The sequence below is a fragment of the Rhizobium sp. Nf11,1 genome (genome assembly GCF_050587665.1).
Classification (GTDB): domain Bacteria; phylum Pseudomonadota; class Alphaproteobacteria; order Rhizobiales; family Rhizobiaceae; genus Rhizobium.
Genome location: NZ_JBOBHU010000008.1, coordinates 37025 through 58087 on the forward strand (window position 1 = coordinate 37025; position 21063 = coordinate 58087).

Genomic DNA, 21063 nt, shown 5'->3' on the forward strand with positions numbered 1-21063 from the left:
TGAGCGGCAGCAGGGTATTGCGAGCGATGGTGCCCTGAGTCCGCCCGGGAGCATTGACTCCGGGTCGTGTCCTGCTGATCGTTGGCCGATGACCGCTCCGCACTTTCACACCCGTCTCTCGCTCAGCCAGGATCTGGAAAAGCTCGGACTTCGCGCCGGCGACATGGTCATGGTTCATGCCGCCATGAGCAGACTGGGGCGGTTGCTCAACGGTCCCGACATGTTCATCGATGCGCTGCGCGATGTCGTCGGCCCGTCGGGCACCATCGTCGCCTATGCGGACTGGAACGGCGCCTATGACGAACTGCTTGACGAGAACGGCCGCGTTCCTTTCGAATGGCGCGACCATATTGCGCCTTTCGATCCCATGAGCTCCCGGGCGATCCGCGATAACGGCATCTTCCCGGAATTCCTTCGAACCACGCCAGGGGCGCGGCGCAGCGGCAATCCGGGCGCCTCGGTCGCGGCGATCGGCGCCAGGGCCGACTGGCTCACTGCCGATCATCCGCTCGATTACGGCTATGGCGATGGCTCGCCGCTCGCCAAACTCGTGGCGGCCGGCGGCAAGGTCCTCATGGCCGGAGCCCCGCTCGACACGATGACCCTTCTCCACCATGCCGAGCACCTGGCTGAAATCCCGAACAAGCGCCTGCGCCGCTACGAGGTGCCCTTTGCCACGCCAGCAGGCGTGGTATGGCGCATGCTCGAGGAATTCGATACCGGCGACCCGGTCGTGCCCGGCCTCGAAAGCGATTACTTCGCCGGGGTCGTCAGCGCCTTTCTCGCCGGCGGGCAGGGCGCACAGGGCCTGGTTGGAGACGCGCCATCGGTGCTGGTTGATGCGGCCTCGATCTGCAGCTTCGCAGTCGCCTGGCTGGAGCATCACGCCCGAGCACGCTGAGCGGCTCCGCGCTGTCGTGCAGGCCCTTGCTTTCTCCCCGCAGGCTCCTCCGGCCTCACGGAACAAAATCCCGATGGCGATGTTGGTATGGCGATAAGCAAACAAGGCCATGGGAGGAATCCATGCATAAGTCTCTTCAGTTCGTGTTGATCGGCCTGGCCTCCATGACCGGCCTGACGATCGCACCGACGATTGCCGCCGCCCAGGATATGGAGCTGCGCATCGGCCCCGGCGGCGTCGGCGTCTACGACCGTGACCGTGATCGCGATTACGACCGCTACGACCGCCGGGGGCCGCGCCGCTGCGATCCCGACGATGCGCTCGACATCGCCCGCAGCGAAGGCCTGCGCCGGGCCCGAATCGTGCGCATGTCGCCGCGCAGCATCGTCGTCGAGGGCATGACCCGCCGCGGGCCGGATCGGATGATCTTTGCTAACCGGCGCGGTTGCCCGGAAATCTGATGCGGCCTTGAGACAGTCGAACAATGCCGCCGGCACGGGATCTTCCGCCCGCCGGCGGGGAGCTTTCCAACTTTGTGAACATTGCGCCCATACAGCGCTCCGGCTGGCTTGAACCCACGGAGCACCACAGGAGGATTTCATCATGATGAGCGGTCAAATGAAGGCGCTTCTCGCCGTTCTTGCGGTTGCCGGTTACCAGAACAGGGACAAGATCCGGGAACTCCTGCGCGGCCTCCAGAACCCGCAGCAGGCAGGCGCCGGAGGTGGCCAGCCATCAGGCGGGCTCGGCAGTATTCTCGGCGGGCTGGCCGGCTCCGGCGGTGGTTTGGGCGGCTTGGGCGGCCTTCTCGGTGGATTGACGTCCGGCAGCATCGTTAGCGGCGGTCTCGGCGACCTCCTGAAGACGTTCCAGCAGAACGGCCAGGGCGACAAGATGGAATCCTGGGTGCGCCGCGGCCAGAATGCCGAAATCAATGACGGCGAACTTGCCACAGCCCTCGGCCCGGATGTCCTGGACGAGATCGCCAGGAATACCGGCCTCTCGCATCAGGAGATCCTCGGGCGGCTGAGCCGCGATCTTCCGAAGGCCGTCGACGATCTGACGCCGGAGGGGAAAGTGCCGAGCGCCGAAGAGGCGTTCACGTCCTCGGCGAGCCAGGCAACGTCAGGGCGGCCGAGCGAGGTTTAGGCGTTCAGTTCGGAGCGTAAATATCGCCCTGGATTGATTTGCCGCAGAGATCGCCTCACACTCCGTCCTCCTCGAGCTTGACCCGAGGATCCACACCGGCCCCACGTCGGCAGCGGACATGGATCCCAGGCTCAAGGCAGCTCAAGGCCTGGAATGACGGAGGTTGGGGTGACGGTAAATGCCGGGCAACCGGCGGGAGGCATCCAGGCTCTAAGGCCCTGGAATGGCGGAGGTTGGGGGGAGCTGCGCCGCGATCGATCCTCCTGAGATCAGGCAGGCTTAGTTTGCCAGGTACTTGCGTAGAAAGGCGTAAACGCTGCGCATGGACTTTGCCGCGGCGTCGCGGTCGTATTTTTCGATATGGCCCAGCACTCTCCGTCCCACCATGAACTCCGGCTCATCGAAATTGTGATAGATGCCCTTGTAGACATTGAGCTCGACGGGCGGGGCATTGTCGCTGAGGCGGGCAAGCCTCTTCTGGCATCGTTCGGCCCGGCTCCAATTGTCTCTCTCGCCAGTCATGATCAGGGTCGGTACTGTCGGGTCGCCGCGATCGGCGTCACAGGCGGGATAATAGGCAACCGCCGCCCTGAACTTGCGCTCCATGAGCTGCTCGTTGCCATCGATCTTCGTGGCGTCCAGCGCCGCGGTGCCGCCGGCCGAAAAGCCCATCAAGGCCACGCGCCTGATATCGACGAAGCCTGATTTCGACAAAAAATCCAAAGCGCCATAGGCATCGAAGACGCGTTCTGGAAGCGTGCTTCGGCAGGTGTCGTCGAGCTTGCGGGTGGTGAAACTGTCGACGACAAGCACGACATAGCCCCATCTCACCAGCCGTTTCGGCCAAAGCTCCTTGACGCTCAAACGCAGGTGATCGCAGCCATGCAGGATGACCACCGCCGGGAAGGGGCCGTCGCCGGCAGGGCGGGATAGATAGCCGAGCAACGGCGTGCCCTGCGGTTGGGAGAGAATTTCTCCCTGTTCGAGGGCCTTGCGGATGCGAAACGGGCTGAGCTTGACGGGGGCGCTTTCGAACCGCACCAGTTCCTCGGCATCGGCCGGGTTCGCGGACAGGTGCACGCCGATAAAAGTGGCGAGGCAAAGAAGAAGTGCTGAGATGGTGGTGTTCACAGACTCCTCCATCTGTGATCGGCAGGCTGGTGACAGTATATTCCTGGCTCATGTTGGATGGTATCGCTTGGTGGCTCTATCCAGGCATTGAACGCATTTGGTTTTTCCGATTTCAGGAGGGGCGCCGTCTTGCCTTCTCCGGCATACGACCTAAGGTGCCGGTGGGTTCGATGTGGGCTGCGGTTCGCCTGTATTATGAGGAATACCGAAGCCTGATGCTTCGATTGCGTGCGTCATTCGCCAGGGCTTTCCGGCGTGCCTCATCGAACACCACTGTGGGTGTGGCACCGTGCCCACCCCTTGCTCCGTCCTCCTCGGGCTTGACCCGAGGATCCACGGCCGGTCTCCACCAGCAGCGGGCATGGATCCCAGGGTCAAGCCCTGGGATGACGGAGGGTGGAGGGACGTTCGGCCCAACGTTTGACCAATTTGTCTCCGCCAATTCCGAGCCGGCATCGAAGGCATTCTACGCTCGAAAGTCCTTGATCACCCCCCGGCTGATCATTTAATTCCTACCGTAAATCCAAGCTGCGAAATTTGAGTCCAGAGGTGATGCCGGCGGTGGAGGCCGGCGATACTTCGATTGCGTGCGTCTGCGGTCGAAAGTCCTTGATCACGGCCCGGTGGATCACTTAATCCCTACCGTAAATCCAAGCTGCTAGATTTGTTCGCAGTCGACGCTCCCGCCCCTCATCCGGCTGCCGCCACCTTCTCCCCGCACGCGGGGCGAAGGGGATATGCCGCGACCTCTCCGTCCTCTCCGACCTCTCAAAAGGGCACGTCCCCTCGCCCCGCGTGCGGGGAGAGGGTTAGGGTGAGGGGCCGGGCTTACCCTTGACGAGAAGCCACGGCTGGTCTCTACCAGACGCGAGCATGGATCCCAGGCTCAAGGCCTGGGATGACGGGGTGGAGGGGCGTTTTGGACCGACGTTTGAACAATTCGTCTTCGCAGATTTCGAATCGGCATTGGAGTGAATTTCTGCGGTCGAAAGTCCTTGATCACCGCCCGGTGGATCACTTAATCCCTACCGTAAATCCAAGCTGCTAGATTTGTCGACGCTCCCGCCCCTCATCCGGCTGCCGCCACCTTCTCCCCGCACGCGGGGCGAAGGGGATATGCCGCGACCTCTCCGTCCTCTCCGACCTCTCAAAAGGGCACGTCCCCTCGCCCCGCGTGCGGGGAGAGGGTTAGGGTGAGGGGCCGGGCTTACCCTTGACGAGAAGCCACGGCAGGTCTCTACCAGATGCGAGCATGGATCCCAGGCTCAAGGCCTGGGATGACGAAGAGTGGAGGGACGTTCGGACCGACGTTTGATCAATTTGTCTCCGCCAATTCCGAGCCGGCGTCGAAGGCAATTTCTACGCTGGAAAGTTCTTGATCACCCCCCGCCGGATCATTTAATCCTACCGTAAATCCAAGCTGCGAAATTTGAATTCAGAGGTGATGCCGGCGGTGAAGGCCGGCGACGCTTCGATGGTGTGCGTCATTCGGCAGGGCTTTCTGGCCGGCGTCATCGAACACAACGCGGGTTTGGCACAGCGCTCACCTCTTGCTCCGTCTTCCTCGGGCTTGACCCGAGGATCCACGTCGGCCTCCACTAGCGGCAACGGGCATGGATCCAGGGTCAAGCCCTGGGATGACGGAGGTGGGGAGTGCGTTCTGTCGCAATCTACCGAAACAGCGCCTGATGCAGCTGCGTCGGGATCAAGAGCCGCCTTTTCCAGGGAGAACTGCAATGGACCCTTCGATTGCTCCGGCCTCGCGGGCCGCGGTGGTGACGCCGAACGATACCGCCATTGTCGGGGCGCGTGCGCTTTATATCGGCACGGCCGGCGATGTGGCGATTGCGCCGCGGCGGGATGTGGATCCCGTCATCTTCAAGAGCGTGCCGGCCGGGACAATCCTTCCCGTTCATGCTGCAATTGTGGCGCTGACCGGGACCACGGCCTCCAACATTATCGCCTTGTTCTGAGCGTCAGACGCCGACCGATGGGCAGGCCGAGCAAGTTCAGCCAGGCGCTGGCGGAAAAAATCTGTGCGCGCATCGCCGACCGGGAAAGCCTGCGCTCGATCTGCCGGGACGAGGACATGCCGTCAAAATCGACCGTGCTCTCCTGGCTGGCGGATGAGGACAAGGCGGCGTTCCGGGCGCGATACGCGCTGGCGCGCGAGATCATGGCCGACAGCTTCGTCGACGAGATGGTCGAGATCGCCGACAACAGCAGCGACGACTGGATCGAAAAGAAGAATGCGGCCGGCGAGACCACCGGCTGGCAGGAGAACGGCGAGGCGATAAGGCGCTCGCAGCTGCGCATCGCCACCCGTCAATGGGTCGCCGAGAAGCTCAGGCCGAAGAAATACGGCGCCAAGGTCGAGCCTGAACAGGGCGTGACCGGTGAGGTCTCGCAATTGCTGGAGGCGGTCAATGGCAGGACGCGCGGACTTCCAAGCTGCGGTTGACCAGTTTTCCGACTGGCGCTGGCGGCTGAACAATCTCTACTGGATCACCGACAAGGCGGGCAGGCGCGTCCGGTTCGAGATGAACCTGATGCAGACGAGCTTCTTCGACGAGATGCATTATCTCAACGTGCTCTTGAAAGCCCGCCAGCTTGGGCTGACCACCTTCATCCAGATATTCATGCTCGATGCCTGCGTCTTCAACCGGGATATAAGAGCCGGCACCATCGCCCATACGCTCGGCGACGTGCAGACGATCTTCCGGGACAAGATCAAATATCCATATGACAATCTGCCAGATGGCATCCGCAGCGCCGTGCCTGTCGTCAGGACCAACCAGAGCGAATTGCTGCTCGCCAACAATTCGAGCATCCGCGTCGGCACGTCGCTGCGCTCGGGAACGCTGCAATATCTGCATATTTCCGAATATGGAAAGCTCTGCGCCAAATATCCCGACAAGGCGCGGGAAGTCAGGACCGGCGCCTTGAATACGGTGCAGGCCGGCCAGCTGGTTTTCGTCGAAAGCACGGCGGAGGGCCAGGAGGGGCATTTCTACGCGCTCTGCGAGGATGCCCAGATCAAGCAGCGCCAGGCGCTCGAGCTGACCGAGCTCGACTTCAAGTTCCATTTCTTCCCCTGGTGGAAGGAGCCGCAATATTCGATCGCCCCCGAGGGCGTCATCATCAGCGACGCTTTCCTCAAATATTTCCAGGAGCTTGCCGAGCAGGGGATCACGCTGACAGAGGGGCAGAAGGCCTGGTACGTCAAGAAGGCCGAAACCCAGCTCGGCGACATGAAGCGCGAATATCCCTCGACGCCCGCCGAAGCCTTCGAGGCGAGTGTCGAAGGCGCCTATTATGCCGATCAGATGGCGATCGCCGACGCCGAGGAGCGCATCGGTGTCTTCCCGCATGTGGAAGGCTATCCCGTCCACACCATCTCCGACATCGGCATGGACGATGCCAACAGCGTCTGGCTGTTCCAGGTGCTGCCCGGCCGGGTGAGGATGATCGGCTATTTCGAGCATACCGGCACCGGCATGGACGGCATGCTCGACGAGCTGGAGCGGCGGGCGGGCGAACATGGCTATGTCTACGGCGTCCACAACATGCCGCATGACATCAAGGTCAGGGAATGGACGCGCGGCGGCATGACCCGGATCGAGGTCATGCTGAGAGAGGTCAAGGCCCGTGGTCTCGGCACAGTCCGCAAGGTCGAGCGCGCCTATGTGCATGACCGCATCAACGGCACCCGGCGCATCCTGGCAAAGGTCGAGTTCGACCAGGCCGGCTGCGCCGAGGGCATCAAATGCCTGCGCAATTACCGCAAGGACTGGGACGAGGATCTCGGCGTCTTCCGCGACGAGCCGCTGCACAACTGGGCCTCGCACGGCGCCGACGCCTTCGGGGGGCTGGCGATCATCTTCAGCGGCCTCGCGCCCGAGCCACTGAAGCCCGAGCGCAAGCCGCTGCCGACATTGCAGACCATGACATTCAACCAATTTGCCGATTCCACCCCTGAATACAGCGAGCGTGTTTGATGGAAGACGAGTCAACTGATTTGGAGGGCGGGCAGCACTGGGATCCGGCGAAGGTCGGCGCCCATTGGCAGCAGGAGCTCGAGCGCGCCCAGCGCTACTTCAAGTCCTGGCACGACCGCTGCGTCAAGATCGAGAAGATCTATCTCGACCAGTCGGACCAGATGAGCGCCGCCAAGCGCCGCTTTCCTATGCTCTGGGCCAATACCGCGGTGCTGCAGCCGGCCGTCTATGCCCGCGTGCCGCAGCCGGTCGTCGAGCGCCGCTTCAAGGACGCGGATCCCGTCGCGCGCATCGCTTCGGAAATTGTCGAGCGCAATCTCGCCTACACAGGCGACGAGGCCGATCTCGACTCGATCATGCGGGCGGTGCGCGACGATTTCCTGCTCTGCGCCCGCGGCACGGTGTGGCTGCGTTATGAGGCCGATTTCGAGCCGCTCGACATGGGCGTCGCGCCCTCGAACCTGCCGGTCGGTGGCTTGCCAGGCGAGATGGGTGCAGCCCTCGAAACGATCGCCGACGAGCGCGTCTGCATCGATTATGTGCACTGGTCGGATTTCCTGCATTCGCCGGCCCGCCGTTGGAAGGATGTCACCTGGGTGGCGCGGCGCGTGCCGATGAGCGGCGAGGAGATGGAAAAACGCTTCGGCCGTGAGGCGATGGTCTCGGGCGCGGCCGAGGCTGCCGGCAGCCGCAAGGGCGAGAGCCAGGCGGAGCGCGCCGAGAACGAGGGCAAGACCCATGTCTGGGAAATCTGGTGCAAGAGCGAGAATTACACCGTCTGGATCGCCGACGGCTCGCCGGTGGCGCTGGAGGTCTCTGAGCCGCCGCTCGATCTCACCCATTTCTGGCCTTGCCCGCGTCCCGCCTATGGCACGATGTCGACGAGCTCGCTGATCCCGGTTCCCGACTATGTCTATTACCAGCAGCAATGTGACGAGATCGACCTGCTGACCAGGCGCATCAACAAGCTGACCGACCAGCTGCGGCTGAAAGTGTTCTATCCCTCCGGCGACGGCGCGGTCTCGCCGGCGATCGAAAAGGCGATGCGGCCCGAAAACGACATGGTGATGGTGCCGATTCCGGAATGGGCGGCCTTCACCGACAAGGGCGGCTCGAAGGCGGTGGTGACGCTGCCGATCGACGAGGTGCAGAAGGTGATCGTCGCCTGCATGGCGGCGCGCAAGCAGCTGATCGAGGACGTCTACCAGATCACCGGCATCTCCGACATCGTGCGCGGCGACACGCAAGCGTCGGAGACGGCGACGGCGCAGCGCATCAAGAGCCAGTGGGGCTCGATCCGCATCCGCGACCGCCAGGCAGAGCTTGCCCGCTTCGCCCGCGACATCATCCGCCTCGCCGGCGAAATCATCTGCGACCAGTTCCAGCCGGAAACGCTGATGCTGGTGAGCGGTATCAAGCTGCCGTCCATGGCCGAGAAGCAGCAGGTGCAAATGCAGATGCAGCAGATTGAGATGGCAGCCGGGCAGGCGGCGATGCGGGCGCAGCAGATGGGTCAACCGGCCCAATCGCTCCCCGAAATGGCAGCGCCCGAAGTTCCGCCGCAGCTGCAACAGCTGATGGGGCAGCCGACGATCGACGAAGTGGTGCGGCTCCTGCGCAACGACAGCATTCGCGGCTTCCAGATCGACATCGAAACGGATTCGACGATCGAACCCGACGAGGACGCCGAAAAGCAGCGGCGCATGGAATTCGTCCAGATGGTCGGCGGCTTCATGCAGCAGGCCGGCGCCATGGCGCAGCAGAACCCGATGCTGGTGCCCGTGATGGTCGAGACGCTGCTCTTTGCCGCCCGCGGCTTCCGCGCCGGCCGCCAGCTTGAAAGCATGCTGGAGCAGGTGGGCGCGCAGCTCTCCGAGGCGGCCAGCGCGCCGAAACCGGAACCGCAGCCTTCGCCCGCCGAGATGCTCAAGCTGAAGACGGCTGAAGTGAAGGCCGGCGCCGAACGGCGCAAGGCCGAGCTTGGCGTGGCGCAAGCCCAAATCGAGCATCGCGCCACCCTGGACCAGGCGCGCGGCGAGGCGGCGGCGCAGGCGCTGCAGCAGTTCCAGGCGCAGCCGGCCTATCAATAATCCCGAGAGGCAAAGATGAGAGAACGTTATTGCCGCGTGTGCGGCGGCTGGCACGCGCTCGACGCGTGGCCGCACAACTGCATGCGGGTGAGGAACCTGGCGCAGTCGGACCTGCCGGCACCGCATTTCGTCAGCGACACGATCGAGATCCAGTCGATGCATGACGGCCGGCATTACACCTCGAAAGCCAAGTTGCGTTCCGCCTATCGGGCGGCCGGCGTGGTCGAGATCGGCAATGAGAGGCCGCAGCCGATCGAAAGGCCGAAGGCAGATCGAACGGCGATCCGCAACGAATTGCGGCGGGTCTACGCCGAATACAACGCCTGAACCTGAACGGGCATCAATCCCCGAAATAGGAAATCCCCAAGATGGATATGGAAGACCTGAACGAGGCCGGCAACGGCAGCGAAGATTTTGGCGCGGACAAGCCGGTCAGCGTCCGCGACAGCCTGAAAGCGGCGATCGACACCGTCGAAGGCGGACCGGGCGATCTGCCGGGCCAGCCGCGCGACGGCGAAAACGGCCGCTTCCTGGCCAAGGGGCAGGAGCAGACTGCTGCCGCCAGGGTAGGGCAGGCTGCCGAGGCTCATGGCGTACAGCAGACAGGCGAGATCGCCAGCCGCCAGCAGCCCGCCACCACCGTCAGCCGGGTGCCGCCCGGCTGGTCGGCGGAAGCCAAGGCGCAGTTTGCAAGCCTGCCGAACGAGGTGCAGGCGGCGATCGCCAAGCGCGAGCAGGAGGTCGATCGCGGCTTCCGCGTCCTGCAGGATTACAAGGGCCTCGAGGAGTTTACTCCGATCGTCCGCCAGGCCGGCATGACCCATGCCGATGTCATGCGCCGGGCGATCGAATGGGAAAACGCGCTGATCCGCGATCCCGTCAACACCGTGCTCCACGTCGCCAAGGTGGCCGGCGTCAATCTTCACGCCCTGGTCAACGGCCGGGCGGGGGAGGCGATGCAGCGCCATGAGCAGGCAGGACCGCAGCCCCAACGCCAGACCGGGCCGATCAATGTCGAGGCCACGGTCGAACATGTTTTGAGGAAGAGGGACACCGAAACTCAAGTCGATGCCTTTCTTTCCGATCCGGCCAATGCGCATGCCGAAGACGTTCTCGACGACATGGTCGCCCTCATCAATTCCGGGCGGGCATCGACACTGCAGGACGCCTACGACGCCGCATGCTGGATGCGCCCGGACATTCGCCAGCAGTTGATCAGCCAGACTGCGCCCGCCTTCGTCCGAGACCAGCAAGCCCAGAGGGCCGCAGCGGCAGATCAAGCCCGCCGCGCCTCGCGATCCATCTCTGGATCTTCCGCTCCGGGCCCGACCCGCGATGCGGCAAGAGGCCAGCCCACGTCAATCCGAGACTCGCTTCGCGACGCCATGCGCTCCGCGCGCGGTCAAGTCTGATCAAAGGCCAATTCTGATCAAAGGAATCATCAATGCCCATTTCGCCCAACCTCTCTGAAATCGTCACCACGACGCTGCGCAACCGCAGCGGCACGGTCGCCGACGACGTGACGAAGAACAACGGTCTTCTCACCCGTCTCAACAGCCGCGGCCGCAAGAAGCCCGTCTCCGGCGGCCGCACCATCGTCCAGGAACTGCAGTACCAGGAAAACAGCACCTTCAAGCGCTATTCCGGCTACGATATCCTGAACGTCCAGCCCTCCGACGTCATCACCGCCGCCGAATACGACCTCAAGCAGGCCGCCGTCGCCGTCTCCATGTCCGGCCTCGAACAGCTGCAGAACTCCGGCGAGGATGCGATCCTCGATCTGCTCGAGCAGCGCATCGAGAATGCCGAGACGACGCTGAAGAACAACATCGCCCTCGACTGCTATTCCGACGGCACGGCCGATGGTGGGCGGCAGATCGGCGGCCTGCAGCTCTTGATCTCGACCTCGCCGACCTCGGGCACCGTGGGCGGCATTTCGCGCGCCACCTGGGGTTTCTGGCGCAACCAGAAATTCTCGGCCTCGGCCGATGGCGGTGCAGCCGCCACCAACGCCAACATCCAGAGCTACATGAACCGGCTCTATATGTCCTGCGTGCGCGGCTCCGACGCGCCCGATCTCGTCGTCGCCGACAACAACTTCTTCCGCCTCTACTGGGAGTCGCTGCAGGCGATCCAGCGCATCACCTCCGCCGACAAGGGCATGGCCGGCTTCCAGTCGCTGCAGTACATGGGCGCCGACGTGATCTTCGACGGCGGCTTCGGCGGCGGCGCGCCTTCCAACCAGATGTTCTTCCTCAACACCAAATACCTGTTCTACCGCCCGCACCGCGACCGCGACATGGCGCCGATCGGTGATGAGCGCATGAACACCAACCAGGATGCCTTCGTCCAGCTGATGGGCTTCGCCGGCAACCTCACCATGAACAACGCCTTCCTGCAGGGCGTGCTGTTCGCCTGATCGAACGAAAGGATCACCTCCAATGACCATCGCAATTTCCCAGACCGATCGTCTTGGCGCGAACCCGTTCGTCGTCGAAGGCCCGATCGTCGCCGGCTCCGGCATTCCGGGGCCGAACTTCGCCCTCGGCGCCATCGCCGGCGGCGACCGCGAATCCGAATGGGTCTACTGCCAGCTGGTGCTCGCCTCGCAGACCACCCTGCAGCCCGGCCAGTGGTTCCAGTGGACCCGGGATTATGTCGCCTCGCTGCTGACCACGGCCGCCGCCGTCGTCGGCCAGCGCTGCGGTGTCTTCTCCGGCGCCGCCCAGCCGCCGACGCTGACCGGCGGCCCGCTCAGTGCCGTGACGCTTCAACCCGGCACCTATTACATCTGGCTGCAGCGCAACGGCCAGGCGCCGGCCCAGGTGGCGAGTGCAACGGCGGCCCTCGTCGTTGCCGAAACCACCACCACCGCAGGCCAGGCGAGCGCCCCGGCATCCGCCACCGTCGGCACCAAGGCGATCGCCAATGTCAACTTTGCCGCCGCCAACCAGACGTTTACGGCAACCACCGTCAACAGCTCGGCCGTGCTGACGAACCTCTCCGGCCTCAGTGCCGGTTCCGGTCCGTTCATCGGCGCGGCCGTTGCCGGCACCGGCATTCCGGGCGGCACGACCATCTCGGGCATCACCTACAGTCCGAACGGCATTGTCCAGAGCATCACGCTCTCGGCCAATGCCACGGCCAACGGCACCAGCATCACCATCACGGCGACGGGGGTGCTGGAGGCGACGCTGATGCGGCCGTTTCTGTCGAAGGTGAATTAAAACAAGACGCCGACCTTTCTATGCGTGGTGTGCCCCTCATCCGCCTGCCGGCACCTTCTCCCCGTAAACGGGGCGAAGGGGACATGCCGCGACCTCTCCGTTCCCCTCGGACCGATCGTGGGACACGTCCCCTCTCCCCGCGAGCGGGGAGAGGGCTAGGGTGAGGGGCAGCCATCCGCACGACATCGCCATCCCCCATTTCCCCGCCATCAACAGCGAGCAAACACCATGCCCGACAGCAACACCGGAATTTATGCCTCCTTCAGCCTCGAGCCGGTCGAGCAGACCTTTCTGACCGAGAAGGAGGGCCGGCCGATCTTTGCCGACAAGGAATTCGTCCGGATCTTCATCGCAGGTGACAAGCACACCGAGGTCTACCGCGAGGTGACCGAGAACGACAAACAACGTTTCGCCGACGCCTACAAGCGCTTCAAGGACGGCGCTGCCGCGCGCGAGCAACTGACCGGCACACCGCTATCGCAATGGCCCTATCTGAAGCCCAGCCAGATCAAGGAGCTGGAGGCGATCAACATCTACACCGTCGAGCAGCTCGCCGCGCTTTCCGACACTGCCAAACAGAAGGTCGGCATGGGCGCCAACGAGCTGACTGCCGCCGCCCGCGCCTATCTGGCGGCCGCCGAAAACTCCAGCGCCGCCTCGGCCTTCGCCGCCGAAAACGAAAGGCTGAAGGAAGAGGTCGGCCGTCTGCAGGAGCAGATGAAGGAGATGGCCTTGCGCTTCGAGGCGCTTGAAAAGGACGGCGACGGCAGGGGCCGTGGCCGGCAAGGGGCCTGAAGACGCGCTGAAGACCCCTGAAAACAAGCTGCCCCTCATCCGCCTGCCGGCACCTTCTCCCCGCAAACGGGGCGAAGGGATTTGCCGCGACGTCTCGATACCCTCTTCTCCCCAGCGGGGGTTCGAAGGACGCGCCGAGACCAGTGGCTCGGCCCAGGCATAGGTGCGGCAGGCGGATGAGGGGGCCACGCGTCACAACCTCAATTCGCCTTTCCGCCACACTCACAACTGCTCTGAACCGGAGATCCCCGCATGTCGCTGCTGACCATCATTCAGAACGTCTGCGCGGAGATCGATCTCGATCCGCCGACGGCCGTCATGTCGTCTGCGGATCCGCAGATCATGCAGCTGCGCATCCTTTCCACCCGCGCCGGCCGCGACCTGATGCGGGCCCATGACTGGTCGGCGCTGATGGTGCGGCGGCAATTCGAAGCGACGGGTGCTGCCCCCGAGCCGGCCGAACCGCCCGGCGACTGGGATCGCTTCGCCGCCAATGCGCGGATCTGGAACGTCTCCCGTCTCTCAGCGCTCAACGGCCCGGTGGAGCCGCAGGCATGGCAGCGCCACACCATCCTCAATGCCACCCCGGTGCCGCAGATCTGGCGAATGGCGGCGGGCAGGCTCGATATCTACCCGAATGTTGCGAGTGAGACGATCGAGTATGCCTATGTCTCCGGCTTCTGGGTGGCCGTGAATGGCGGCGCGACCACTGCCGCCAACTGGGTTGGCGACACCGACACGGCGCTCTTTCCCGAAGAGCTGCTCGAACTTTCGCTGATCTGGCGCTGGAAACGGGCCAAGGGCCTCGATTACGGCGAGGAGCTCGCCAGTTTCGAACGATCCAAGGAAGCCGCCATCGGCGCCGACCGCGCCGCTGGGCCTGTCGACCTCTCGCTGCCGGCGAGGGGACAGGCGCTCGAGAATTATTGGCCCGGCACGATCACGGTGACGCCATGACCCGCAGACCTGTCCCCCCGAATGGGCGCACCCGCCGCGTTTCGCCGGGCAAAGACTGGATCGCGCCGATCGGCGGCTGGCGAACCGATGTCGAGATGGCCGACATGCCCGAAGATGCGGCCTTCCAGCTCGACAATTTCTTTCCCGAGGCCAACCGTGTGCGCGCCCGCTACGGCTTCCTCGCCTTTGCCACAGGTCTCGGCGCCGATGTGCAGACCGTCATTCCCTATTCCGGGGTGTCCAACAGGCTGTTTGCCGCCGCCGGCGACAAGATCTTCGACGTCACGGTGGGCGGTGCGGCCGGCGCGCCTGTCGTCTCAGGCCTCGCCAGCGCTCACTGGTCGGTGCAACAATATACCAACCCCGCCGGCCAGGAATTCCTGCGCCTCGTCAACGGCCTCGACACGCCGCTGATCTTCAACGGCAGCTCCTGGACGAATAATTTCCTGGTGGGCACGGCAACGCTCGCCACCCAGAATGTCGCCGTCAAGAATGTGGCCTATACGCTGAGCTTCTTCGGCACCGGTTCCGTGACGCTCTCCGGCGCCTTCGCCGGCACGCTGAACGGGACGGGCGCCGGCAATCGGGTGTCGCTCACCTTCACGTCGGCGGCGGGCACGCTCACCGTCACCGTGACGGGAACGGTGACCAATGCCCAGCTGGAAAAGGGCTCGGCCGCCACGCCCTATGTCGCCTCGACGATGATAACAGGCATACCGGATGCCTCGCTGCTCAGCGCCGTCACCGCCTATCGCTCGCGCCTGTGGTTCATCGAAAAGAACTCGACCAATGTCTGGTACCTCGCCACCGACGCCGTCAGCGGCGCGGCGACGGTGCTGCCGGTCGGCGGCAACATGAAATATGGCGGCACGCTGGTGGCGATCAACGTCTGGACGATCCCGGTTTCCACGGGCCTGCAGCAGTGCCTGGTGCTGATCTCTTCGGAAGGCGAGGTGATTGTCTTCCAGGGCTCCGATCCTTCCAGTGCTTCGAATTGGGGCCTGATCGGCACCTTCAAGCTCGGCCGGCCGCTTGGGCTCGATCGGTGCCTGCTTTCGGTCGGCGCCGATCTCGCGATCATGACGACCGATGGCATCGTGCCGATCACCAAGGCGGTGCAGCTCGATCGCGGCGCCACCAGCCTCGGCGCCATTACCGCCCGGATCGGCCCGACATGGCGCGCGACCGTGGCGGCGACCGGCACGAGCTCGCTGGAGTGGCAGCTTTCGAGCTTTCCGGCGCGGCAGATGGCGATCGTCAACCTGCCGTCCTCCTTCGGCCCCTATCAATATGTGATGAACACCGAGACCGGCGCCTGGTGCCGCTTCGTCGGCATGCCCGCCTCCTGCTGGGCGACATGGCAGGACCGGCTGTTCTTCGGCGCCGCCGACGGCACGCTTTACGAGGCCGAGGTCGGGGCAAACGACAATGGCGCGGCGATCGACGCGCTGATGGTCGGCGCCTGGAGCCGCTTCGGCGACGGGCTCTCGACCAAGCTCTCGAAGCTGATCGGGGTGACGGCCGAGATCGGCATGTCCACGCTGATGTATGGCGGCATCTCGGTCGACTACCAGACGAAGGTGCCGACAGCGCTTCTGTCGTCCGTCGAGAACAATGCGGCGGCGAAATGGGGAACGGCAATCTGGGGTGTTTCGAAATTCCCCGGCATTTCGCTGGTGCGCAAATTCGCCTCCGCCGGCGGCGCGGGTTCGGCCTTGGCGCCCACGATCCGCGCGTTGATCTCGGGCTCGTCGGGCTCCGTCTCGGAAGCCGCTGTTGTCGGCGGCTCGCTGCTTTACGAGAGGGGCGCGCCGATTTGATCGTCTGCGAACCCAGCGCCGAGATCGCCGCCTGGGTGGGGGCGAGGATCGGCGTCACCTTTCACCCGCCCTACACGACGCTTGCCCATGTCAACCGCGGCGGGATTCTCGCCGGCTTGGTCTTCAACGTCTGGACCGAGCACGATATCGAGATCTCGCTTGCCGCCGACCGGCTGTCGCTGACGCTGATGCGCGCAGTCTTCGACTACGTCTTCCACCAGCTCGGCTGCCGCCGCGCCACCTGCCGCACCCGCGCCGACAACAGCCGCGCCCAGAGGCTGCTCGCCAGAGTGGGCGCTGAGCTGGAAGGCCGCCAGCGCGGCTATTTCGGCGATTGCGACGCGCTGCTTTACGCCATCATGAAAGAGGATTTTCCCTATGGTCTCCACGCCAAAGGCCCCCAAGACGCCTGATCCGACCCAGACCGCAGCGGCGCAGACGGCCACCAACGTCGACACCGCCATCGCCAATGCGGGGTTGAGCCACACCAACCAGTACACGCCGGATGGTTCGCTGGAATACAAGGTCAGCGGCTACCAGACGATGACCGACCAGAACGGCAAGACCTACAAGCTGCCGACCTATTCCGCCTATCAGTCCTATTCGCCCGAGAACCAGGCGATCTACGACCAGACGCAGCAGACGCAGCTCGGCCTGGCCAGGCTCGCCAACGACCAGACCGCCAAGGTCTCCGGCATCCTCGGCACCAATGTCGATCTCAGCGCCGGCAATGTCGACAAATACGTCAACGATCACTGGCGCTCCGGCTTCGACAACCAATGGAACCGCGATCAGGCGAGCCTCGAGCAGAGCCTGGCAGACAAGGGCATCGCCATGGGCTCGGCGGCTTACGACAACGCCATGCGCGATTTCTCCACCCGCAAGCAGGCCGCCTCCGATCAGTATCTCGGCGACATGTATTCGAATGCGCAGAATTCGATCCTGACCGAGCGCAACCAGCCGCTGAACGAAATCTCGGCGCTGATGTCTGGCTCGCAGGTGCACCAGCCGAGCTACGTCAATACGCCGACGACGCAGCTGCCGACCGTCGACCAGGCCGGCCTGATCAACGAGAATTTTAACCAGAAGATGGGCCTCTACGACCGCCAGGTCTCCCAGGCGAATGCCGCCATGGGCGGCCTCTTCGGTCTCGGCGGCACACTACTCGGCGGCTGGGCGAAATCCGACCGGCGGCTGAAGGAAGACATCCGCCGCGTCGGCACACTGGACAACGGCCTGCCGGTCTACGCCTTCCGCTACAAGGAGGGGGGCCAGATGCAGATCGGCCTGATGTCCGACGACGTGCGCAAGATCCATCCTGACGCGGTGTTCGAACATGCAGACGGTTTCGACCGCGTCAACTACGAAAGGGCAGTGGCATGAGGGCGTATATTTTCGCCGGCGACACCGGCAAGACGCAGGGCGACGTCAACGATCAGCGCAGGCGGCTGGCCTACGCCATGCTGCAGCAGGGCATGGATATGAGCCCGGTGCAATCTCCGTGGCAGGGAGCGGCGCGGTTGGCGCAGGCGCTGATGGGTGGGCTGGAGATCAGGCGTGCGGATTAAGGGCAGCGGGCGGCTACAACCGAAGCTCCCGCTGTGCCGACGGCCACGCCTTCAACTCCGCCGGCAAGGGCTCCCGGTCTCCTGCCGTCGTTCTTCGGCGGCAAGCGCACTGTTGCGTGAGAAAGCATGTCCCTTCGCCGCCGTCTAGCTAGCTCGCCGGCATCATCCGCGGTTAGGCATGCTCCCGCCGCTGGCGTTTCGCCGAGCGGAGAATGCCACTCCTTCAAACCAGAATCCAATGAGCGGTCCGCGGGCTAGGCGCCTCGAGGTGCCGCAACCTTGTCGATCACAATCACCATCCACAGGAGGTCGTAATGCCAGATCCCAACAAAACACCGGCTGCCCCGCCGAGAAGATATGCCGAGCTTAGAGCTGACCCTTATGCGGGACAGTCAGGCGATCTTTCGGTCAACAATGCCATACGCGCTATCGCCCGCGGCACGGGCGTCGGCCCCTATCTCGACGAAGCGAATGCTGGGACAGCTGCACTCCTGGCGCCCATTTTTGACCCAATGCTGCCTGATGGGTTGTTTCCGCCGCTGCCGGGCAGAACGCTTGCGGAGCGGTATGAAAACGCACTGGCTATTCAGCGCGGGATGGATAAGGCCTTTGACGACCAACATCCCTATATCTCCTCGACATTGCAAGGGGCCGGAGAGCTAGCCTCTGACGCAGCTTTTAAGTTACCGTCAGGTATAATGATGAGCATGGCGCAGGGTGCTTTTGAAGGGTTCGGGTCCGGGGAAGGTGGTTTCAGCAACCGTGTGCAAAATGCATTTGATGGCGCGGTCGACGAGGGTTTGACAGAATTCGCTATGAATGCCTTAAAAAGACGCGGTCTGATGCCGCCGGAACCCCGTCCGGCAGCCGGTCGTAAATCCGGCGCCAACGCCCTGACGCGCGCGCTTCTTAGAGTTGGCAGCCGAAACGGCGGTGGTGGCAGCTGGTAAACCCCAGCATATTTTCCCACAAAATGGCGACCATTACGCTTTCGGTATGGACCGGGGGAATGGATTTGACAGGCTTAGCCGCCCTCGAAGGCGATCTGGATCGGTATGGCGACCAGCGGCAATGTTGCGAGCGTCACCATGAAACCAAGCACGCCGCCCAAGAGGCAGTTGATGACGGTGCCTGTCTTAGAAGAGACGGCGCGTTGTCATATCCTCGAGCTTGAGGCTGTCGATCTTGGGGTTGCTCGATCCGTACAAATGCACCCGCCATCACTACACACCACCAATGGCCTCGCAATCGCGGGGCCTTTTCTTTTCGGAGCAACGTCATGCCCAGAAACCCATCAACCGGCGTCTATTCGAAACCCGCCGGAACGACGCCTGCTGTCGGCCAGGTCATCGACCCCGCACCCTGGAACGCCCTGACCACCGACCTCGGCAACGAAATCACTAACTCGCTGCCCCGCGACGGCTCGGCACCGATGACCGCGCCGCTCAAGGCGGCAAGCGGCACGGTTTCGGCCCCGGGTGTCGGCTTCGCCTCGAACCCGCAGACCGGCCTCTATCTGAAGGGCGGCGGGCTCTTAGGGTTCACGCAGAACGGCGTCGACGTCACGTTCGAAAAAGTTTCGGTCTATGCGGCGAAGTCAGGTGATTACACGGCGCTGGCGTCCGACGACAATGCAGTTCATCGCTTCACCGCGGCAGCGACGCTGACCCTGAGTGCAGCGGCAACGCTCGGCGCAAACTGGCACTATTGCGTCATTGCCGATGGTGGGGACGTGACGATTGATCCCACCGGATCGGAGACGATCGATGGCGCCGCCACGCTTGTCCTCAAGAACGGCTATAGCGTCAACATCATCTGTTCCGGCGCCGCCTTCTTCACCGATAAGCTCGCCGCCAGGATCCAGAGTAAGGCCGACAGTTCGGCAGTAGGCGATTTCGTCGTCGGCCTCATCCTTTCCAACAACAGCAGCAACCCGAACACCCATGTCGACTTTGCCTCCGGCTCGGCGAGGTCAGGCTCGAGTTTCGTTTCCAGCGCCGCGTCATTCACAAAGAGGCTGACGGGAACATTTGCGGCCGGAACGGGCGCGGGCGGCCTCGATGCCGGCGCCGTCGCAGCAAATGCGACATACTTTGCATACGCCTTGCGCAAGGATGCCGACCTGTCTTTCGACGTGGTTTTCTCGACCTCACCGACCATCGGCGGCATCACTACAACACTGCTTACCGGCTATACGATCGTGAAATGTGTCGGCGTGTTAGTGACGGACGGAAGCTCGAACATTCGGCCGTTTGTTCTGTATCCACGTGACGAATATACCTTTGTGACGCCGGTCAAGGACGCTGCCAATACTACCATCTCCACGACTTCCGCGCTTCTTTCGATAACCGTGCCAAATGGCGTGAAGGTCAAAGCGAAGCTGAGGTTTGAAGTCACATCGAGCGCGACGACCAATGCTCTACTGATTCATGATCCGGCGCAGGGTATTCTGGTTGCTGGCATCGCTGCCGACGGCGGCAACGCTGGTGCTGTCCAGGTTGCAAGCAACTTTGCCGTAGGTAGCCAAGATGTTTGGACGAATACGAGCAAGCAAGTCCGCCAGGTCGCTGGCGCTGCCGGCAATATATGGGTTTGGACCGATGGCTTTTATTTCCCATGCGGGAGGAATGCATGATGCTGATTTCTTACCGGTCGAGGAGTAGTGCGATGAATAGGTGCCGGAGCTTGCGGGGAGGGCATGTACCGCAGTCTCTGGAAATTATTGGCGTCGTGAGCTAATCACCTCCGAACTCGGAGGAAATCATGACAGCCGACAAAGCATCATACCGGAATCGCGGAGGACTGTTTCAGCGTCTCGTTACGGCCTATAAGCGCATTCGCTACTTCAGCCACGCTGGCTCCAACCTCGTTGTCAAGCGCAGCGCGGAGTTCCGCATGGTGAAGCACGCAGTCCTCAATGTCGGTAATAATGTAACGATCCAAGACCATTCTTTCTTCCAACTCACGATGCCCGAACCGAAGGTTTTCATTGGAAGCAACACCGTCATCGGGCGGGGGAACATCATCACGGCCAAGAACCGCATATCGATCGGCAACGATGTCCTCATCGGCTCGGATGTCCAAATTATCGATCACAGCCACGGTATGAGGCGAGATGTTCCAATCAGGCTGCAGAAGGCCGAAATCGGTTTTGTCGAAATTGGTGATGATGTTTGGATTGGCGCGGGCGCCAAAATACTGATGAACGTTACAATAGGAACGGGCGCAGTGATCGGAGCAAACTCCGTCGTTACGACCGATATTCCCGACTATGCAATCGCGGTCGGCTCGCCGGCGAAAGTCGTTAAATACCGCGTTTAATCAGCTGTGATATTAGGTGGCATAGTGTTGGGGCGGTGCCGTCTCAGAATTGGAATCCTCGCCAATGGCACGCCGCCTGAAGGGTAACGCAATCGTTGCCGGAGGC

General features: G+C 63.1%; 21 protein-coding genes. 20 read left to right on the plus strand and 1 reads right to left on the minus strand.

Annotated elements, in window-relative coordinates:
- Positions 1 to 88 precede the first annotated feature (88 nt).
- The 3 genes from aac(3) to ACQ7C1_RS13830 all read left to right on the plus strand — a co-directional run bounded on the left by aac(3) (position 89) and on the right by ACQ7C1_RS13830 (position 2050).
- Positions 89 to 901, plus strand: coding sequence for an aminoglycoside 3-N-acetyltransferase (aac(3), locus tag ACQ7C1_RS13820; protein WP_430958667.1), 813 nt, complete (start codon positions 89 to 91; stop codon positions 899 to 901).
- A 122-nt stretch (positions 902 to 1023) separates the two neighbouring features.
- A complete protein-coding gene (locus tag ACQ7C1_RS13825) occupies positions 1024 to 1362 on the plus strand; it encodes a hypothetical protein (RefSeq protein ID WP_085777340.1) in 339 nt (112 codons plus the stop codon).
- Positions 1363 to 1504: 142 nt separating this feature from the next.
- Positions 1505 to 2050 carry a YidB family protein gene (locus tag ACQ7C1_RS13830; RefSeq protein WP_430958668.1) on the plus strand — a complete coding sequence of 182 codons (546 nt, stop codon included), beginning with the start codon at positions 1505 to 1507 and terminating at the stop codon, positions 2048 to 2050.
- 279 nt (positions 2051 to 2329) lie between these two features.
- Here the strand turns inward: ACQ7C1_RS13830 and ACQ7C1_RS13835 are convergent, their stop codons facing one another.
- A complete protein-coding gene (locus tag ACQ7C1_RS13835) occupies positions 2330 to 3193 on the minus strand; it encodes a dienelactone hydrolase family protein (protein WP_430958669.1) in 864 nt (287 codons plus the stop codon).
- Between the two features lie 1724 nt (positions 3194 to 4917).
- On the opposite strand from ACQ7C1_RS13835, the gene ACQ7C1_RS13840 reads away from it, so the two are divergent.
- From ACQ7C1_RS13840 to ACQ7C1_RS13920, 17 genes are all read left to right on the plus strand, one after another.
- Positions 4918 to 5154 (plus strand): spike base protein, RCAP_Rcc01079 family, encoded by a 237-nt coding sequence (locus ACQ7C1_RS13840; protein ID WP_064692138.1) that lies wholly within the window; start codon positions 4918 to 4920, stop codon positions 5152 to 5154.
- A gap of 17 nt (positions 5155 to 5171) precedes the next feature.
- Positions 5172 to 5642: a terminase small subunit protein gene (locus ACQ7C1_RS13845; protein WP_430958670.1), complete on the plus strand. Its 471-nt coding sequence runs from the start codon at positions 5172 to 5174 to the stop codon at positions 5640 to 5642.
- Entirely contained in the window at positions 5608 to 7179 is a 1572-nt protein-coding gene (locus ACQ7C1_RS13850) for a terminase (RefSeq protein WP_430958671.1), read from the plus strand. Before ACQ7C1_RS13845 ends, ACQ7C1_RS13850 begins: the two co-directional genes overlap by 35 nt.
- Positions 7179 to 9269, plus strand: coding sequence for a hypothetical protein (locus tag ACQ7C1_RS13855; RefSeq protein ID WP_430958672.1), 2091 nt, complete (start codon positions 7179 to 7181; stop codon positions 9267 to 9269). The genes ACQ7C1_RS13850 and ACQ7C1_RS13855 overlap by 1 nt, the downstream gene beginning before the upstream one ends.
- Before the next feature lie 15 nt (positions 9270 to 9284).
- Positions 9285 to 9596 (plus strand): hypothetical protein, encoded by a 312-nt coding sequence (locus ACQ7C1_RS13860; protein ID WP_430958673.1) that lies wholly within the window; start codon positions 9285 to 9287, stop codon positions 9594 to 9596.
- 41 nt (positions 9597 to 9637) lie between these two features.
- Positions 9638 to 10681 carry a hypothetical protein gene (locus ACQ7C1_RS13865; protein ID WP_430958674.1) on the plus strand — a complete coding sequence of 348 codons (1044 nt, stop codon included), beginning with the start codon at positions 9638 to 9640 and terminating at the stop codon, positions 10679 to 10681.
- 32 nt (positions 10682 to 10713) lie between these two features.
- Entirely contained in the window at positions 10714 to 11688 is a 975-nt protein-coding gene (locus ACQ7C1_RS13870; RefSeq protein WP_011424439.1) for a phage major capsid protein, read from the plus strand.
- A 22-nt stretch (positions 11689 to 11710) separates the two neighbouring features.
- Positions 11711 to 12496, plus strand: a complete 786-nt coding sequence (locus tag ACQ7C1_RS13875; RefSeq protein ID WP_430958675.1) for a hypothetical protein — start codon at positions 11711 to 11713, stop codon at positions 12494 to 12496.
- 228 nt (positions 12497 to 12724) lie between these two features.
- Positions 12725 to 13291, plus strand: coding sequence for a hypothetical protein (locus tag ACQ7C1_RS13880; RefSeq protein ID WP_430958676.1), 567 nt, complete (start codon positions 12725 to 12727; stop codon positions 13289 to 13291).
- 252 nt (positions 13292 to 13543) lie between these two features.
- The gene (locus tag ACQ7C1_RS13885) at positions 13544 to 14248 is read left to right on the plus strand and encodes a hypothetical protein (protein ID WP_430958677.1); all 705 of its coding nucleotides are present in this window, start codon (positions 13544 to 13546) and stop codon (positions 14246 to 14248) included.
- Positions 14245 to 16068, plus strand: a complete 1824-nt coding sequence (locus ACQ7C1_RS13890; protein WP_430958678.1) for a hypothetical protein — start codon at positions 14245 to 14247, stop codon at positions 16066 to 16068. The genes ACQ7C1_RS13885 and ACQ7C1_RS13890 overlap by 4 nt, the downstream gene beginning before the upstream one ends.
- Entirely contained in the window at positions 16065 to 16481 is a 417-nt protein-coding gene (locus ACQ7C1_RS13895) for a GNAT family N-acetyltransferase (RefSeq protein WP_430958679.1), read from the plus strand. Before ACQ7C1_RS13890 ends, ACQ7C1_RS13895 begins: the two co-directional genes overlap by 4 nt.
- On the plus strand, positions 16447 to 17451 hold the full coding sequence (locus tag ACQ7C1_RS13900) for a tail fiber domain-containing protein (protein WP_430958680.1): 1005 nt from the start codon (positions 16447 to 16449) through the stop codon (positions 17449 to 17451). The genes ACQ7C1_RS13895 and ACQ7C1_RS13900 overlap by 35 nt, the downstream gene beginning before the upstream one ends.
- Positions 17448 to 17636: a hypothetical protein gene (locus tag ACQ7C1_RS13905; RefSeq protein WP_430958681.1), complete on the plus strand. Its 189-nt coding sequence runs from the start codon at positions 17448 to 17450 to the stop codon at positions 17634 to 17636. Before ACQ7C1_RS13900 ends, ACQ7C1_RS13905 begins: the two co-directional genes overlap by 4 nt.
- A 314-nt stretch (positions 17637 to 17950) precedes the next feature.
- Entirely contained in the window at positions 17951 to 18586 is a 636-nt protein-coding gene (locus ACQ7C1_RS13910; RefSeq protein ID WP_430958682.1) for a hypothetical protein, read from the plus strand.
- A 329-nt stretch (positions 18587 to 18915) separates the two neighbouring features.
- On the plus strand, positions 18916 to 20271 hold the full coding sequence (locus tag ACQ7C1_RS13915) for a hypothetical protein (protein WP_430958683.1): 1356 nt from the start codon (positions 18916 to 18918) through the stop codon (positions 20269 to 20271).
- A 128-nt stretch (positions 20272 to 20399) separates the two neighbouring features.
- Positions 20400 to 20957 (plus strand): acyltransferase, encoded by a 558-nt coding sequence (locus ACQ7C1_RS13920; RefSeq protein ID WP_430958684.1) that lies wholly within the window; start codon positions 20400 to 20402, stop codon positions 20955 to 20957.
- Positions 20958 to 21063: the final 106 nt, after the last annotated feature.

Excerpts from the sequence above, each read along its gene's own strand:
- ACQ7C1_RS13920 (WP_430958684.1), top strand. The coding sequence starts at position 20,400 with ATGACAGCCGACAAAGCATCATACCGGAATCGCGGAGGACTGTTTCAG.
- ACQ7C1_RS13870 (WP_011424439.1), top strand. The coding sequence starts at position 10,714 with ATGCCCATTTCGCCCAACCTCTCTGAAATCGTCACCACGACGCTGCGC.
- ACQ7C1_RS13905 (WP_430958681.1), top strand. The coding sequence starts at position 17,448 with ATGAGGGCGTATATTTTCGCCGGCGACACCGGCAAGACGCAGGGCGAC.
- ACQ7C1_RS13865 (WP_430958674.1), top strand. The coding sequence starts at position 9,638 with ATGGATATGGAAGACCTGAACGAGGCCGGCAACGGCAGCGAAGATTTT.
- ACQ7C1_RS13830 (WP_430958668.1), top strand. The coding sequence starts at position 1,505 with ATGATGAGCGGTCAAATGAAGGCGCTTCTCGCCGTTCTTGCGGTTGCC.
- ACQ7C1_RS13850 (WP_430958671.1), top strand. The coding sequence starts at position 5,608 with ATGGCAGGACGCGCGGACTTCCAAGCTGCGGTTGACCAGTTTTCCGAC.
- ACQ7C1_RS13890 (WP_430958678.1), top strand. The coding sequence starts at position 14,245 with ATGACCCGCAGACCTGTCCCCCCGAATGGGCGCACCCGCCGCGTTTCG.
- ACQ7C1_RS13835 (WP_430958669.1), bottom strand. The coding sequence starts at position 3,193 with ATGGAGGAGTCTGTGAACACCACCATCTCAGCACTTCTTCTTTGCCTC.
- ACQ7C1_RS13840 (WP_064692138.1), top strand. The coding sequence starts at position 4,918 with ATGGACCCTTCGATTGCTCCGGCCTCGCGGGCCGCGGTGGTGACGCCG.
- ACQ7C1_RS13910 (WP_430958682.1), top strand. The coding sequence starts at position 17,951 with ATGCCAGATCCCAACAAAACACCGGCTGCCCCGCCGAGAAGATATGCC.
- ACQ7C1_RS13900 (WP_430958680.1), top strand. The coding sequence starts at position 16,447 with ATGGTCTCCACGCCAAAGGCCCCCAAGACGCCTGATCCGACCCAGACC.
- ACQ7C1_RS13875 (WP_430958675.1), top strand. The coding sequence starts at position 11,711 with ATGACCATCGCAATTTCCCAGACCGATCGTCTTGGCGCGAACCCGTTC.
- ACQ7C1_RS13915 (WP_430958683.1), top strand. The coding sequence starts at position 18,916 with ATGCCCAGAAACCCATCAACCGGCGTCTATTCGAAACCCGCCGGAACG.
- ACQ7C1_RS13860 (WP_430958673.1), top strand. The coding sequence starts at position 9,285 with ATGAGAGAACGTTATTGCCGCGTGTGCGGCGGCTGGCACGCGCTCGAC.
- ACQ7C1_RS13845 (WP_430958670.1), top strand. The coding sequence starts at position 5,172 with ATGGGCAGGCCGAGCAAGTTCAGCCAGGCGCTGGCGGAAAAAATCTGT.
- ACQ7C1_RS13885 (WP_430958677.1), top strand. The coding sequence starts at position 13,544 with ATGTCGCTGCTGACCATCATTCAGAACGTCTGCGCGGAGATCGATCTC.
- ACQ7C1_RS13825 (WP_085777340.1), top strand. The coding sequence starts at position 1,024 with ATGCATAAGTCTCTTCAGTTCGTGTTGATCGGCCTGGCCTCCATGACC.
- ACQ7C1_RS13880 (WP_430958676.1), top strand. The coding sequence starts at position 12,725 with ATGCCCGACAGCAACACCGGAATTTATGCCTCCTTCAGCCTCGAGCCG.
- ACQ7C1_RS13855 (WP_430958672.1), top strand. The coding sequence starts at position 7,179 with ATGGAAGACGAGTCAACTGATTTGGAGGGCGGGCAGCACTGGGATCCG.